Genomic DNA, 15,116 nt, shown 5'->3' with positions numbered 1-15,116 from the left:
TATTTTGAAATCAAGACACTATAATGACCATTATTCACTTGAGAAAAGCCGTCAGCAGGGTAATATAAACGTCCAATTTTTTATAATAAGTTTCGTTGGAGAACTAAGCAGCAATGAGCATTACATCTGTCGCTTCTGTATTTAAAGGTGAATTTGCGATTGGTTCGCAAGTTACTGTTCGTGGTTGGGTAAGATCTCGCCGAGATTCCAAGGCCGGTATCTCTTTTCTTGCCGTTTATGACGGTTCCTGCTTTGATCCTATTCAGGGTGTAGTACCTAATAGCTTAGCTAATTATAATAACGAAATCTTAAAGCTTACTGCTGGTTGTTCAGTTGTTATGACTGGAGAAGTAGTTGAGTCTCCAGGTAAAGGTCAAGCATTCGAACTTCAAGTAACCAATATTGAAGTTGCTGGTTGGGTTGAAGATCCAGAAACCTACCCTATGGCAGCTAAACGTCACTCTATTGAGCACTTAAGAGAGCTAGCACACTTACGCCCACGTACCAATATCATTGGTGCAGTTGCTCGTGTAAGAAACAGTTTATCTCAAGCTATTCATCGTTTTTACCATGAGCAAGGCTTTATCTGGGTATCGACACCGCTTATCACAGCATCTGACTGTGAAGGTGCAGGTGAAATGTTCCGTGTATCGACGTTAGATATGGAGAACATACCGCGTACAGATGAAGGTAAAGTAGACTATAGCGAAGATTTTTTTGGTAAAGAATCTTTCTTAACAGTATCAGGTCAACTTAACGCTGAAACTTACGCCTGTGCACTGTCTAAAGTCTACACTTTTGGTCCAACCTTCCGCGCTGAAAATTCTAACACTAGCCGCCACTTGGCTGAGTTTTGGATGGTAGAGCCTGAAGTGGCTTTTGCTAACCTTGACGATGTTGCTGGACTGGCCGAACAGATGCTTAAATTCTGCTTTAAAGCCGTGCTTGAAGAGCGCCGAGATGATCTTGAATTTTTTGCTCAACGAGTTGATAAGACAGTGATCGAACGTCTTGAGTCGTTTGTGAATAGCGACTTTGCACAAGTTGATTACACCGATGCTATCGAAATTCTTAAAGCTTGCGACAAGAAATTCGAATATCAAGTTGAATGGGGCATTGACTTGCATTCAGAGCATGAGCGTTATCTTGCTGAAGAGCATTTTAAAGCGCCTGTCGTCGTGAAAAACTACCCTAAAGACATTAAAGCTTTCTATATGCGCCTTAATGACGATGGCAAAACAGTTGCTGCAATGGACGTACTTGCACCAGGTATTGGTGAAATTATCGGTGGTGCGCAACGTGAAGAGCGTTTAGACGTACTTGATGCTCGTCTTGCTGAGATGAATCTAAGTCAAGAAGATTATTGGTGGTATCGCGATCTGCGTCGTTATGGCACAGTGCCCCACGCAGGTTTCGGTTTAGGCTTCGAGCGTTTGGTTTCTTATGTCACAGGTGTTTCAAACATCCGTGACGTGATCCCATTCCCTCGCGCACCAAAGTCAGCAAGTTTCTAAGACAACTAAGTTATTTATACTGATTGTTATCCTATAAAAAACGCCCTTATGGGCGTTTTTTGTCGCTAAAATGACCAATATTAATCAGAATACTAATTCATCGACATCGCTTTATTGTCTTGATGAGTAACCCAGGCGTAGCCCAAACGTTCTAAAATCCGATAAATATTTGATATTTCATAATTTACTCCAAAGGTATCAGAGATATAATGTTGAACATCACAACCATGTAATGGATTAGTGCTTAGACTATTAGTTCGTATTTCGATAAAATTAGACAGTTGTTCTATCTGCATAGTATTTAATGCTGCCGGTCTTCCTGTATGCTTTTTCTCTTTTAGTCCTTCAAGACCTGAGCTTAGATAGCTCGCAATCCATTTGTTTACACTGGTACGGCTTACTTTAAGGTATTCTGCAATCTGATATCTTGATCTCCCCTCCTGATAGTGAAGCAACGCAAGTAACTTTAACCTCATTCGAGCATTGGTCTCTTTACGAATAAGTAACAATAGTTCCTTGGGCTCACACACATTAGCAGCCGTCACTTCGTTCTCCTCATCAATCCGCAATAAACATTAGAAATAGTGCACTAAGTCTGATTATGATTTCATATCAGATATTTAATCTGAAAGTTGGATGCCCAACTTAATGTGTAGTACAGAATATTAATAGAGACAAACTTAAAACACCTTAAAACGGTAAAAATATAGCGATTAACCCTAAAATTCACATCTAATGGTTAAAAAGTAAAACCAACTTAGACAATGAAGGGTTCAACTTGATAAAACAGCGTTAATTTATCAAGTTGAAGCTTAAGCAATCCCGTATGATATTGAAATGCATCTTGCAGAGTAAGATACATATTTATTATACTAAACAGTGTTATACTTAAAAAAACAATAATAAAGTGGGGATTAATGGAGCTAACAAAGCTTAACAAAATACCAAAGACGTCCTCATTATTGTTTCAACTTGCAGGTATCGTTACCATCGCAATGTATGTGATCTATCGCATCAGTATAGAAGATTACGTGCTCGCTATTATTTTTGCTCTTTCTATGCTCCCTTTAGCCCTATCTATGTATCTTGAATGGCACAACAAAGCGAATCTTGCACAAAAAAAACTGACACTAATTTTAATATGTATCGCCATTAGCTACAGCTGCTTTACTTTAGGTTACAAAGGTCTTATCTATCTCTTTCCCACTATTTTTGTCTTTTACTTCCTATTTAACCTTAAAGAAGCCGTTGTTTTATCTTTCACCTATGCCATCGTCAGTTTGCTTTTAGCCCTCAATATTGAAGAGACATTTGTTATCACTCGTTTTTCGTTAGCCATACTAAATTGTTTGATATTTGGTGCTATTTTTTCTCATATAATCACTAGACAAAAACTTGCCCTGCTCTATTTTGCGAATACTGATGAATTGACAGGTGTATACAATCGTAAACGTCTTATGAGATCATTAACTCATGCATTACAAAATCACGCCATCCATGGAGTTCAGTCCAGTATATTGCTGCTTGACCTTGACTATTTCAAACAAGTCAATGATGAATATGGTCATCTTGTAGGTGACGAGGTACTACGGCAGGCCGCGAATGTCATTAAAAGAGTGGTACCGTGTAACGTTGAAATTATTCGTTACGGTGGAGAGGAGTTTCTCATCATATTACTCGATCTTGATACTACTCGAGCATCAGACATAGCGCAGCAACTACTCCAAAGTATCGCTGAAATGCAACTCCCTGAAGTAATGGAACCCATTACCTGCAGTATCGGGATTAGCTCTCTTCCAGCGACAAGTATCGAACACTGGCTAGCTGAATGTGATAAAGCGCTCTATCGGGCAAAGTCCGAAGGCAGGAACAGATCCATCATAGCGTCGAAGAGTTAACCAAAGTAACGCTAAAGAAATGACTACTCATCAATTGCCAAGGGTTTCAGCAACTCCAACCAATCATTCCCAGTCATCTCAGCAACAGCTTGAGTCTCGTGATCATAAATACTCTGCGCCAGGTTATGTTTCGACTCCTGTAGCCTCTGTATTCGTTCTTCAACGGTATCCTTACAGATAAGTTTATATACAAAAACTGATTTATCCTGACCAATTCGGTAGGCCCTATCACTTGCCTGTTGCTCCGCAGCTGGATTCCACCAAGGATCGGTATGGATCACTACATCCGCAGCGGTCAAATTAAGCCCCGAACCGCCCGCTTTTAAGCTAATTAGAAAAACAGGGACCTCTTGCTCCTGAAAACGCTTAACCAAACTAGCTCGATCGCGACTTTTCCCTGTCAGTTCTACATGTCCGATAGATAATTTATCAAGCAGCTGTGAAATCAAAGTTAACATACTGGTAAATGAGGAAAATATAAGTACTCGCCTACCCTCTTCTATCATGCCTGGCAGCTTATCAGCCATCCAATTTAGTTTACCTGAATTTGTTACACCAGAAGGTTTAACGGGTTTATTTTCAATTTTAGCCACCAGAGTTTTTCTTCCATTAATTGAGACAACTGGCTCAGAGGAGACGAAGGCTTGTGTGTCTTCTAACGCCTTATCAGTAATAAGATCTAATTTAAGTAACTCAGGGTGACAACAAACTTGTCGTAATTTAAGCAGTGCATTACTGATCGCTAAACGGTTTCGCTTCATCCCAGACAGAGATACGGCTTTTCTGAGCTCGTCTGACATAGTTAAGCGGATAGTTTCATAAAGATCACCCTGAACCTGAGTCAAGCTAATGTACTCATTAATCACGGTTTTGGCTGGAAGCTCAGTCGCCACATCACACTTCATTCTTCGTAGCAGGAAAGGACTTATTCTGTGAACTAGAGCATGACGCTTTACTTCATCATTCTCTTTTTCAATCGGAGTTTGATATAATCGATTAAATTGCGTTGGATTTCCCAGAAAACCAGGCATCAAAAAATTAAACAGAGACCATAATTCACCTAGGTGATTTTCAAGGGGAGTGCCAGTTAAACATAACTTGTGGGTCGATGTTAAACTCCCCACCACTCTAGCTATGCGACTGCGGGCGTTCTTAATGTTCTGCGCTTCATCAAGCACTATCAAATGAAAATGGGTGTCGGCCCAAAATAGCGCATCTTGTTGTAGGGTACCATAACTGCTAATCACCACATCAGCATGTTTAATCTGCTCCGCGCTTTTATGTCGTTTCCCTCCTGACCACAAGAGAATATTCAAATCAGGGGTAAAAGATTGCGCTTCATGTAGCCAATTGGCTAATAAACTGGTTGGCGCAACAATCAAACACGGTTTATTTAATCGACCAGATTCTTTATCAATTAGGATACTGGCCAAAGTTTGGATCGTTTTCCCCAAGCCCATATCATCGGCTAAAATGCCACAAAAACCCTGTTTCTTGAGAAATTGCAGCCAATTTAATCCTTGTTGTTGATATTCTCTAAGCACAGCATTAAGCCCTACTGGAGGCTTTACGACATGGGCTTTTGCACCGGCATTTTCTAAGTAACTATATACCTTTTCGGCCTTCTTTTTAAGTAAGCTGCTTCCCAGCCATTCGAACTGACCACCCGCCTTGATTGATGATAGTTCGGCAACTCGAGTCAACTGATGCAGAGGTAAACTGACGGTATTTACCGCTGATAAAGGCCTTCTGTCATACAATTCAACTAAAACGGTTAAGATTTTCTTAATTCTAATCGCTGGTAATGCAAGTCGTTCTCCGCTATCAAGATCCATTAATATGGTGGTTTGATTATCAATATTTTCAACTAACCCTTGACGTATGGCCTTAACTAAATAGGGCAGCAAATTAACTTTCTCCCCGTTAACTTCAACGCCAATTTCTAGCTCAAACCAACTTTTATCACTATCGCTATTATGTACATCACCATACCAACGTTGAGCATGTATCACTTCAAATCGATTTTTAAGTTCATATTTTATCTCCCATCCCGCAAGAGATAACCGGCGAAGCACAACCATTTGCACACTTAACTCTTGAGGTAATAAGCGCGTTCCTATGGGAAATCGCGACCAAACTGGCGATTCAAAAACAGACGTTAACAAGGGTAAAACTGCTAGCTGAACATTGAGCTCTGCAGTTTGTTTCATCACTTCCGGCGCATCATAAGCAGAAGAAAATATTTCATCTAAATCAATACTTAGTTCATCATGAATTAATGAAAACGTGGCGACTTCAAGCTCCAACCTTGATCTCTCATCCCATGGAAACTCAATTTCATGTCGGCTAACCCTTAATTGTGGTGACCAGTCAAGTGTGTGATCAAACAATGGCTTAACTAGCTTTTCAGGTAAAGGAGTAATGACTAAGCTCATACTTGCCAAGTCTAGATAGCCATTCTTGCCAATTGAGATAAATACATCGGGATCGACAAAATCATAGCAGTAGTGAGTCTCAAGCTTAATCGCAGCTTGCTCACAACTCTCCCAAAAGCAACGTTGAGTTGCACACAAGGTTTTAATAAACTTAAGGGATGTAAAATCAACGATATCCAACGAAATAGCATCCTGCAATGCCGCTCTTTGAATATCATCTAACGCTAAAGAATACTCTTTTATTTTCTCCAATAAATACAGATCTGCTTGAGTCACATATTTAGGCTGCGCCGATTTACTTGAAAAACCAAAGCCAATATCCCGTTTAATCGAATATTTGCCTTTTTTACTGATATAGCCTTTATGGGCAGTCAGATGCAAACCATGCTCACCTAAAGACAACAGATAAACAATACGATGACGAGCCATATTAGGATAAGGATCAAAACGTTGATTAAATTCAGTTTTAAGTAGCCTTAATACGGTATCGGCACGTTTTTTTTCACTTGGATATGGGGTGATCATATCCTGTTTTGCTATGTAGTCGATGGCGACTGCAGCTAAATGCTCACAGGGACCTTCGACATCACATGAGCAGTAACTATGCGCAGAACCAACGACAGGTCCTGCGGTCCAGTCAAGTCGAACATCTATCTTATTTATAATGCTATTGTTGAGTTCTTGATGACTCTGCGACTCAAACTCTCCAGTTAATAACCAGCTAGAATAATCACAGTGAATTAACTGACCAGCAAACAGTAACTGCATTGCATTATAGATTGTTGCTTGACTAAAATATGCTTCTAGCTTGACCAATGAATACGCCTTTCGCTTACGAAGTTAGCTGATCTGATGCAATCAAGATCCAGACCATATGCATTAAACTGAAAGCGAGAACTATACCACTGTTAATCCATGACATCAGTTCTTTTAATGCCGTTATAAATCAAAAAATAATCAAGTGAGTCAAACATCTAACCAATAACGCATTTTCAGAACAATCCAGGTGAAACTCATGGCACTTTATCAAAATCACTGATACAGAAACCAAGGCAAAAAAAGAGAGCGCCCATATAACCTTATGGGAGCTCTCCTTATTTATCGATAAAACAATACACACCACTTGGGTATGCCGTTATTCCTTATCTTGGGTTGGCCCTGATATTCTCTTTATACCAGAAAACATTGCAGATATTATTCCTGGTTGATGTTTCCGCTCAGACTGTATCACTGCAATAACATGAAGAAAAATTAACAACATTAAAAAATAAGCCCCATAAAGGTGAATTTTTCCGGCAAGACTTTTGTAAGGCTTAATTTCAGCTAACTTCTGCTTATCAACACCTGTGTCGTTATAGGGTTTAATGCTAGCGGCATCAACACCATCTTGGGCTATGTATTCAGTGATAGCTCCACCAAATGGCGGATAGTAAATATCTGTGCCTGCGCGAAATAACCCTGTAACAAGCATTACTGTTAACGTCAGCATGATAATAAATACTGCCAACTTCCCCATAGGATTGTGTCCAATGTATTGAGGATTATCCCCACGGTCTAATGCTGACTTATACTTCTTCATAGCCCTTAAACTGGGTATATTATTAGCAAACCTAGCGAAGTGACTGCCAATAAAGCCCCACTGGATCCTAAATAGTAGATTAGCAGCAAATAGATAACCAATGATAACATGTAGCTCTTTTATCTTAATTTTTGCTACGAGTGAATCAATGCCTAGATCAGTGCGAAACAACATCAAAAATCCGACAAACAATAAACTGATCACCAGTAATACATTGACCCAGTGAAATAGTCGACTCGGTCTGTCCCAAACCTGATAACTTTTCGTCTCTTCAGTCTGTTCATTAGCTAATTTCATTTTCAGCTCCTGCAACTTGAATTATTAGGAAAGTATTATAGGTTACTCCCTTTGAGCTTATTTTCACTTAGTTAAGTTAAAAATTACTATTCAACGTAACAAATGTAACAGCGAGACCTTAGTCATAGGAGGATAAAAATAGTAACCTTGCACAGCTTCAATTCCAGATTTTTTAACAAATTCAAGTTCTTCTTTTGATTCAACGCCTTCAGCTATAACACAAAGTTCTAGCGCATGACCTAAAGTTGTGATCGCTTCCACTAAAGCTTGTTGCTTTATGGAATGATCTGAATATTGAATAAAGCTCTTGTCTATTTTAATTTGGTCGATAGGGAAATTGCTCAAGTAGGAGAGTGAAGAATAACCAGTACCGAAATCGTCAACTGCAATTTTAATTCCCATATTTCTGAGTTTTTGTAGCGAAGCAATTAAATGACTATGCTGTTTCATCAAAAGAGACTCTGTGATTTCGATAGTCATCATTTCAAAGGGAAAAGGTTCAGAGGTTAAATTAACGGCAATATCTTGAATTGAGTTAACCAAATTATCTTGCAAAGAATGAGACCAAAATTCATACATAGAAACATTAATTGATAATCCAATTTCTGGGGCGATCGTTTGAAGCTGTAATAAAAACGACATTGACTCTTGTCGTACCCAGTGCCCTAACTCAACAATCAGACCACTACTCTCCGCTAAAGGAATAAACTCTTCAGGAGAAACAGACAAACCTTCATATTGCCACCTCAACAACACCTCTGCCCGCACAATTTTATCAGTTTCCAAGCAAATGATTGGTTGAAAATAGAGTTCGAACATATTGAAGTCTAAAGCTAACTTAAGTGCTGCATGCAAATTAGCTGTGCGTTCAGCACTCTGCTGCATCTGCTCAGTGAAGAAATGAAAGCAATTTCTACCTTCAGCTTTTGAGATATACATTGCCTGATCGGCGCAGTTCAATACTTGCTCTAGCGTCATTGCATCTTCAGGAAAACGAGCAACACCAATGCTGACACTGGTTAGCACTTTTTTATTTGCATTTAGCTGAATAGGTTGAGATACGGTTTCATTAATATTATTGGCTATCGATGCTAACTCATTCTCTTTAACCAGCCCTGGCAATAACAGCGCAAACTCATCGCCTCCAAGCCTTGCCAACAGGGAGTTACTCAATACGCAACCTTGGATCCTTGCGGAGACTTCCTGCAACAATAGATCCCCTTTGTTGTGTCCAAAAGTATCGTTCACTTGCTTAAAGTTATCCAGATCCATCAACATAAACGCGAACCCAGGAGTCAAATTATCCGACTCAATTTCTGCCTGCATAACCTTGAATAGATGGTTTCGATTCGCAAGTCGAGTTAATGAATCATAATTTGCTTGGAAATTAATAAGTTCACTCGCTTTTTTACGTTCACTAATATCCCGAAATAACCAAGATGAGTACTGTTCATCTGAACCTGGTTCTTTAAAAATGGTGACGGTTAACTCAACATGAAAATACTCACCACCAACTCTGCTACCAATGAGCTCCCCTTGCCATGTTTGGTTAACCGTGAGGTAGCGAAACATTAAGGTTAATTGCTGCCCTGAAGGCTGGAAAAAAATTTTAGGGTCGAACATGGCATAATCGTTAGGGAGACATTGCAAATAACGATAAAAAGTTGGATTTGCACTCAATATCGTTCCATATACATCGGTAACAACCATAGCAATAGGAAGGTGTTTAAAAATGTTAGCTGTTAGGCGTTGAAAGTGAAGTGCCCTACTACGTTCTATAGCTAAGCTAGCAAGGCGGGCTGCTTCACTTATCAACGCTAAATCAACGTCAGTGGGAGACTTAATTGAGTCATAATACATGGCAAATGTGCCAAGTACCTTACCTTGGCTGTCTTTTATCGGCTCCGACCAACAAGCTTGTAAACCAACAGCTAACGATAGTTCCTTAAATGAATCCCAATAGGGATGGGTACTTACATCTTCGACAATAACACGTAACCCTGTATAGGCTGCAGTGCCACAGGAGCCAACCCCATCACCTATCGCGATGCCATGTATAGCTTGGTTATAGCTATCGGGTAAATTAGGTGCGGCGCCAGTGAGTAAACGTTTGCCGTCGTCACTGAGTAAAAGTATTGAGCCTGTTGTACCCAACTTTTCTTCCTCTATGAGCAATACTAAGGAAGCGAGAATATCGTTTAATGGTGAAGCATCAAGTAACATGGTCAAAATTGCACCATAGCGTTTTACACTGATACTTGAATTTGTCAAATCAGACATCATGGCGTCATAGCTTAATTTCATATCTCAACACTCACATATCTGATTAATAATCCTCAATTTTACCTTCACTTTTCAATCTAATCCAACAAAAAAAGCAAGGCTAATAGCCTTGCTTTTTTATCTTTATCTCTATACATATCACTTAAATAGGTTAATTACTCGGCAATACGTTCGAGCCTTGCCATGTAAAACCCATCAAAGCCCGAATCAGCGACACTAATGGTCTCATCTTCCAAAAACGTAAAGTGTTCATTTTCTGCTAAAAATGCATCCACTTGATCGCGGTTCTCTTCTGGCATAATGGAGCAAGTGGCGTAAATTAGAATACCGCCCACTTTCACCATGCGACTATAACTTTGCAAAATATGTTTCTGTAATTCAACCAGAACCGGCAAACGCTCAAGGGTATCACGCCATTTAGCATCAGGGTTTCGTTTGAGGACACCAAGGCCTGAACAAGGAACATCTAGCAGCACTCTATCGGCACTTAATTTCAGACGTTTAATCGTTTTACTGCTAGCAATAATACGCGTCTCAACATTGCTAGCATTAGCACGACGAGCACGCTGCTTAAGACTGTCTAATTTCCATTGCTCGACATCCATCGCCAATAAACGACCTTTACCTTTCATCTGAGCTGCAATAGAGAGCGTTTTGCCACCAGCACCGGCGCAGGCATCAATGACGCGCATGCCTGGTTTCGCATCAACAGCAGCTGCAACTAATTGAGAGCCCGCATCTTGCTGTTCAAACCAACCTTTTTTAAAGCTTTCAGTCCGAAATAGTGCCGAGTCAGAAATCACCTCTAAGGCGGTGTCGACCCCTTCAACCTCAATGGTTTGTACCTGCTCATTGCGCAGTTTTTTACCCAACTCTTCTCGAGTACACTTTAAAAGGTTAGTGCGAATAAAACGCTTAGGTTGAGTATTTAATGCAGCACGTTCTTTAGGCCAATTATCTCCCAACTGCGCCTGTCCCATAGTATCTAACCACTCAGGACACCCATCCCAGAGTGCAGGCTGCAGCTTAGCTTCTTCAAGACGAGCAAAGTACTCAATTTCAACAAGCGGTAGAGAGTATTGCAGTGTTGGCAGCTCAAGCCCATGAAACAAGTGCCATGCATTGAGCAAACGCGTGCCCAGACGAGACATCTCCTCTGGCTTTACATCAGACAGGAAACAGTACAAATTTAGACGGCGTAATATATCTCCGGCAACCTTGGTAATACGGGCCTGTTCAGATGGTGGCAGTTGAAGACCAGAAAAGTGGACTGAGTACGCTCTATCTAAAGGTTTACCTTCAGATAAAACCATATCTAAAACACTAATAACCAATTCTGTTGAACTAGGAGAAAGCGGAGAGTTAAGCATGATATTGCCTGTTGTAGATGTATGGAATAAAAACGGTTGGATGATAAGAGTTAAGCCCGCAATAGGCAAGACATCTCTCTTCTCAACCATGATTATATTCAAGCCGTTTATTTATATTACCGATTATCAGCCTTATAAATAAAAAAAGCGACCAAAAGGCCACTTACCACTCCAAATATTGTTCACCAATTTCTGCTTAGAATCTTTTACCAGTAATTAATCACATGCGAATAAAATAAGGAATGATGGCTAAAATAACACCAACAATGAGCAACATCGTCACACTGGTCGTAAAGTAAGGAAACACACATAATGCAATACCTATACACAAAGGCACTATCTTTGTTTGCCGCTTACCGTAAACGAAATATCCCATACCAATAGAACCAAACAGTACACCCCACATCATCATAGATGCACTCTCCATACTATCCTCTACCCTCTGCCTCTACACATTCCACGGATTAGGTGGCAGTTTCTTACTATCCGTGCTTTTTAAGGAGCGATTAGACGCGCTATCAGATTTTTTAGTTCGACTTTCAAAACTAGGTTTAGTACGTGATGAAAATCCATGATTATGTTTACTATTTGAACCTGAACTATTATCTTCACTGCGTTCACGAACTGGCTTATTTTTAGGCTCAAAATTTAGTATTGAAATTGGCACATCTTTCGTTGGCTCATCAAACCCTTCAACCACTTTTCGGGTAATGAGGTGACCTAAACGACGCTCAATCATGCACAGATTTTTAAAATCATCTCTCGATACTAGTGAAATGGCTTCACCTGATGCGCCAGCACGCCCTGTACGGCCTATACGGTGTACATATTCATCTGCGGGAAAAGGTAGATCATAGTTAATCACCAAGGGAAGAACGTCGATGTCGATTCCCCGCGCGGACACGCCTGTCGAGATTAAATACTTAATGTTGCCCGCTTTGAAATCGGCTAATATTTTCTCACGAATAGCTTGTGTGCGACCACTATGAATACACTCAGATTCAATACCACGCTTTTCAAGCTGACTGACTAACTTACCTGCGCCATGTTTGGTTTCAATAAAAATGAGTGCTTGCTGCCAGTTATTTTCATTAATCAGGTGGCTTAACAACGCCGACTTTTTATCTTTATCGACAGTAATAAGCCACTGTTCAATATTTGGCTTACCCTCACCTTCTTTATTGAAAGATAGCTGAATTGCATTAGCAACCGTGTCTTTAGCAAGCTCTCTCACTTGTCTTGACAGCGTAGCTGAAAACAATAAGTTCTGTCTATGTTCTGGCAGGGTATCGATAATTTTAGTGATGTCTTCGATAAATCCCATGTCCAACATTCTATCGGCTTCATCGAGTACGAGAACCTCTACTTCATCGAAGTGGATCGAGCGTTGAGTATAAAGATCCCGTAAACGTCCAGGGGTCGCAACAACAATATCAACGCCATCGATTAGCGCCTGCTTTTGCGGCTCGTAATCAACACCGCCATAGATAGCAACGGATTTAAGCGCGAGGTGTTTACCATAAGCCTCTATGTTCTTACACACTTGCAGTGCCAGCTCTCTTGTTGGCGTTAATATCAGTGCACGCACACGTTTTTTCTTTTGTGTCTCACCCTTTGAAAGCATTTCAAGAATAGGTAACACAAAAGTGGCCGTTTTACCGCTACCAGTTTGCGCTGCGGCAATTAAGTTCTTACCTTTAAGGGCGAGTGGGATCGCCTCTGCTTGAATGGGGGTTGGCGCTGTGTAACCCAATTCAGTTACGGCGTTTAAAATTGGTTCACTTAATCCAAGTTTGGAAAATGGCATGGGAGATCTCAGGTAAAATAAATAACCAACTGTTTGGCTGGAAGCAAAAACAGAAGTATTGAAAAGTTAAGGAGCTAATTATACCAGAAAGCGACAATAGAGATAACTTTCCTTCATCAAAGGTAATCTTGACTCGTCACCTACTTACCTATTTTTGTCATTGCCGTTTCAGAGACTGTCAACAATATTGTATTTGTCTCTGTAGGTGCGTCACTCATCGCTTGATTTGCACTTCGAACCTTATAGGTCACACTAACGCTATAGGGAGAATCGAAAGGCTCCTTGAACTCAATACTTTTTATTTCGACCCTATCACCAATAAATTCACTCTTAAGATGAGATAAGGTGCTGGTTCGATAGTCGATACTGAATAATCCCAGATACCAGAAAACACCAGTTTCTTGGGTAGTAACCGCGAACGGCGCGAGGAAAGTAAACAGGTCTGTTTCTCTTTTCTGATAAGCATTTGCAGATACTGGAAGGCCATTTAATGGGGTGATTTTGTAATAATCGAGTAAAATCTTACCCTTTACCTCATCATATTGATAATCACCAACAACCAACTCATTGTTAGTTTGTTTCCCTTCGGTATTACTTTTACCTATAAAATAAGTCAGAGGTACACCCATCTGTGAATTTGGTAAATTTACGTTAAATGGTGCAGAGGTTTTGAGACTGAAAAGTTTACGCATCACTAAAGCACTTTTATCTATATCTGCAGCTAAAATATCGTCTCTTCTTAATGTCGCATTTTTCTTTTCAAGATGAGCTGCTGAGGTTACCGCTTCGTCATGGCGCAATACTCGACCATCCCCCATCTCGATATATATGTCATCATGGGTAAAATTAAAACGATAAATACCGGCCAAAAGTACCCATGCAAACAAAACGCTGACACTAATAGCGATTATTTTAAAAGCTTTCATATTCTATTTCTCATACCGCTGCAAAGTAGGTAAAGATACATTAGATTAAGTGTAATAATCGTTATTAGTTGGTTCTCCGTCAGCTTAGATTCAGCTTTCTCTTAATGACCCACACTAAGGTAAAACCGCGGCAACGAAACTCATTTCAACTAAATAACTAGGATCGGCTAGCTCTACTTTGACACAAGCTCGACTTGGTGCGCAACCTTCGGGAAACCAAGCTTCCCACTCAGTGTTAAGTGTCGTTAGATGCATAAAGTCAGTCACATAAATGGTAACTGATAAAATACGCGATTTATCACTATTAACCTGAGCTAAAGTGAGTTCAGCCTGAGCGAGTATTTGTTGAACCTGCCCTTTTATGTCTGCACTTGTGTTCCCTGCAATTTCCACAAAATGAGCCATATGATTAAACACAGTTGCATCCGACCAACGAGCTGTGGGATTTAGACGTTGAATATCCATTAATTCTATCTCGATAAATAAAATGGATATGATACAGATAATTTTAAGCAGCAAAAGCGCCATGAGATAAAGGCATCACTATAATGGTCTCATTTACTTTTTTTGTGAAGTCTTCGTTACTTCTACGGTATTTTCGAACTAAGCTCAACGAGCAAAACAGTGCAAATATCACTTCCGCCTTAATACTTGATTAAATTAGTCAAGATATATAACATGCATTTAAATAGCTTGTTATGGCAAGCTAAGGTTAACCTGGCTTAACCGTCTATTGATTAAATTATTAATCAATAACCATTACCATCAACGAAGAGGTATGTATGTTGTTTTCCTTTAGAAATATGTTTAAAAAAGATCAAACTAAACTTACTGAGCTCAAAAGTCTCGAAGCTGAAACTGTCAACAAACAAGTTGAAGGAGAAGTTGAATTGAAAGTAAAAAAGGATAAACACGGCGAAAATGGAAACTGTTGTGGTTCTTGTACTTAGGCAACATATGAAGCTCAAAGCTCACACCACAATTCCAAGGATAGGGGACTACAATAA

12 protein-coding genes are annotated in these 15,116 nt (G+C 39.9%); 3 read left to right on the top strand and 9 right to left on the bottom strand.

The window, feature by feature from the left end; translation table 11 throughout:
• The first annotated feature begins 113 nt into the window (after positions 1-113).
• Positions 114-1,514: an asparagine--tRNA ligase gene (gene asnS, locus HWQ47_RS12550; RefSeq protein WP_269971447.1), complete on the top strand. Its 1,401-nt coding sequence runs from the start codon at positions 114-116 to the stop codon at positions 1,512-1,514.
• 92 nt (positions 1,515-1,606) lie between these two features.
• Here asnS and HWQ47_RS12545 read toward each other — a convergent pair whose 3' ends face one another.
• Complete coding sequence (locus HWQ47_RS12545; protein WP_269971446.1) at positions 1,607-2,059, bottom strand: helix-turn-helix domain-containing protein; 453 nt, start codon at positions 2,057-2,059, stop codon at positions 1,607-1,609.
• A gap of 372 nt (positions 2,060-2,431) precedes the next feature.
• On the opposite strand from HWQ47_RS12545, the gene HWQ47_RS12540 reads away from it, so the two are divergent.
• Positions 2,432-3,412, top strand: coding sequence for a GGDEF domain-containing protein (locus HWQ47_RS12540; RefSeq protein ID WP_269971445.1), 981 nt, complete (start codon positions 2,432-2,434; stop codon positions 3,410-3,412).
• Between the two features lie 23 nt (positions 3,413-3,435).
• Here HWQ47_RS12540 and HWQ47_RS12535 read toward each other — a convergent pair whose 3' ends face one another.
• The 8 genes from HWQ47_RS12535 to HWQ47_RS12500 form a co-directional block, all read right to left on the bottom strand.
• On the bottom strand, positions 3,436-6,663 hold the full coding sequence (locus tag HWQ47_RS12535; RefSeq protein WP_442802033.1) for an SNF2-related protein: 3,228 nt from the start codon (positions 6,661-6,663) through the stop codon (positions 3,436-3,438).
• 319 nt (positions 6,664-6,982) lie between these two features.
• Complete coding sequence (locus HWQ47_RS12530; protein ID WP_269971444.1) at positions 6,983-7,723, bottom strand: cytochrome b/b6 domain-containing protein; 741 nt, start codon at positions 7,721-7,723, stop codon at positions 6,983-6,985.
• 90 nt (positions 7,724-7,813) lie between these two features.
• On the bottom strand, positions 7,814-10,027 hold the full coding sequence (locus HWQ47_RS12525; RefSeq protein ID WP_269971443.1) for a bifunctional diguanylate cyclase/phosphodiesterase: 2,214 nt from the start codon (positions 10,025-10,027) through the stop codon (positions 7,814-7,816).
• Positions 10,028-10,161: 134 nt separating this feature from the next.
• The gene (locus HWQ47_RS12520) at positions 10,162-11,376 is read right to left on the bottom strand and encodes an RsmB/NOP family class I SAM-dependent RNA methyltransferase (RefSeq protein ID WP_269971732.1); all 1,215 of its coding nucleotides are present in this window, start codon (positions 11,374-11,376) and stop codon (positions 10,162-10,164) included.
• Between the two features lie 220 nt (positions 11,377-11,596).
• Entirely contained in the window at positions 11,597-11,788 is a 192-nt protein-coding gene (locus HWQ47_RS12515) for a hypothetical protein (RefSeq protein ID WP_442802034.1), read from the bottom strand.
• A gap of 36 nt (positions 11,789-11,824) precedes the next feature.
• The gene (locus HWQ47_RS12510; protein WP_269971441.1) at positions 11,825-13,183 is read right to left on the bottom strand and encodes a DEAD/DEAH box helicase; all 1,359 of its coding nucleotides are present in this window, start codon (positions 13,181-13,183) and stop codon (positions 11,825-11,827) included.
• 140 nt (positions 13,184-13,323) lie between these two features.
• A complete protein-coding gene (locus HWQ47_RS12505; RefSeq protein ID WP_269971440.1) occupies positions 13,324-14,109 on the bottom strand; it encodes a hypothetical protein in 786 nt (261 codons plus the stop codon).
• A gap of 114 nt (positions 14,110-14,223) precedes the next feature.
• On the bottom strand, positions 14,224-14,574 hold the full coding sequence (locus HWQ47_RS12500; protein WP_269971439.1) for a RidA family protein: 351 nt from the start codon (positions 14,572-14,574) through the stop codon (positions 14,224-14,226).
• 317 nt (positions 14,575-14,891) lie between these two features.
• On the opposite strand from HWQ47_RS12500, the gene HWQ47_RS12495 reads away from it, so the two are divergent.
• The gene (locus HWQ47_RS12495) at positions 14,892-15,059 is read left to right on the top strand and encodes a CCGSCS motif protein (RefSeq protein WP_269971438.1); all 168 of its coding nucleotides are present in this window, start codon (positions 14,892-14,894) and stop codon (positions 15,057-15,059) included.
• The last annotated feature ends 57 nt before the right edge of the window (positions 15,060-15,116 follow it).

This window comes from Shewanella sp. MTB7, from assembly GCF_027571385.1.
Lineage (GTDB): Bacteria > Pseudomonadota > Gammaproteobacteria > Enterobacterales > Shewanellaceae > Shewanella.
Note: the sequence above shows the minus strand (reverse complement) of the source record. Positions and strands in the feature narration are given on the sequence as shown.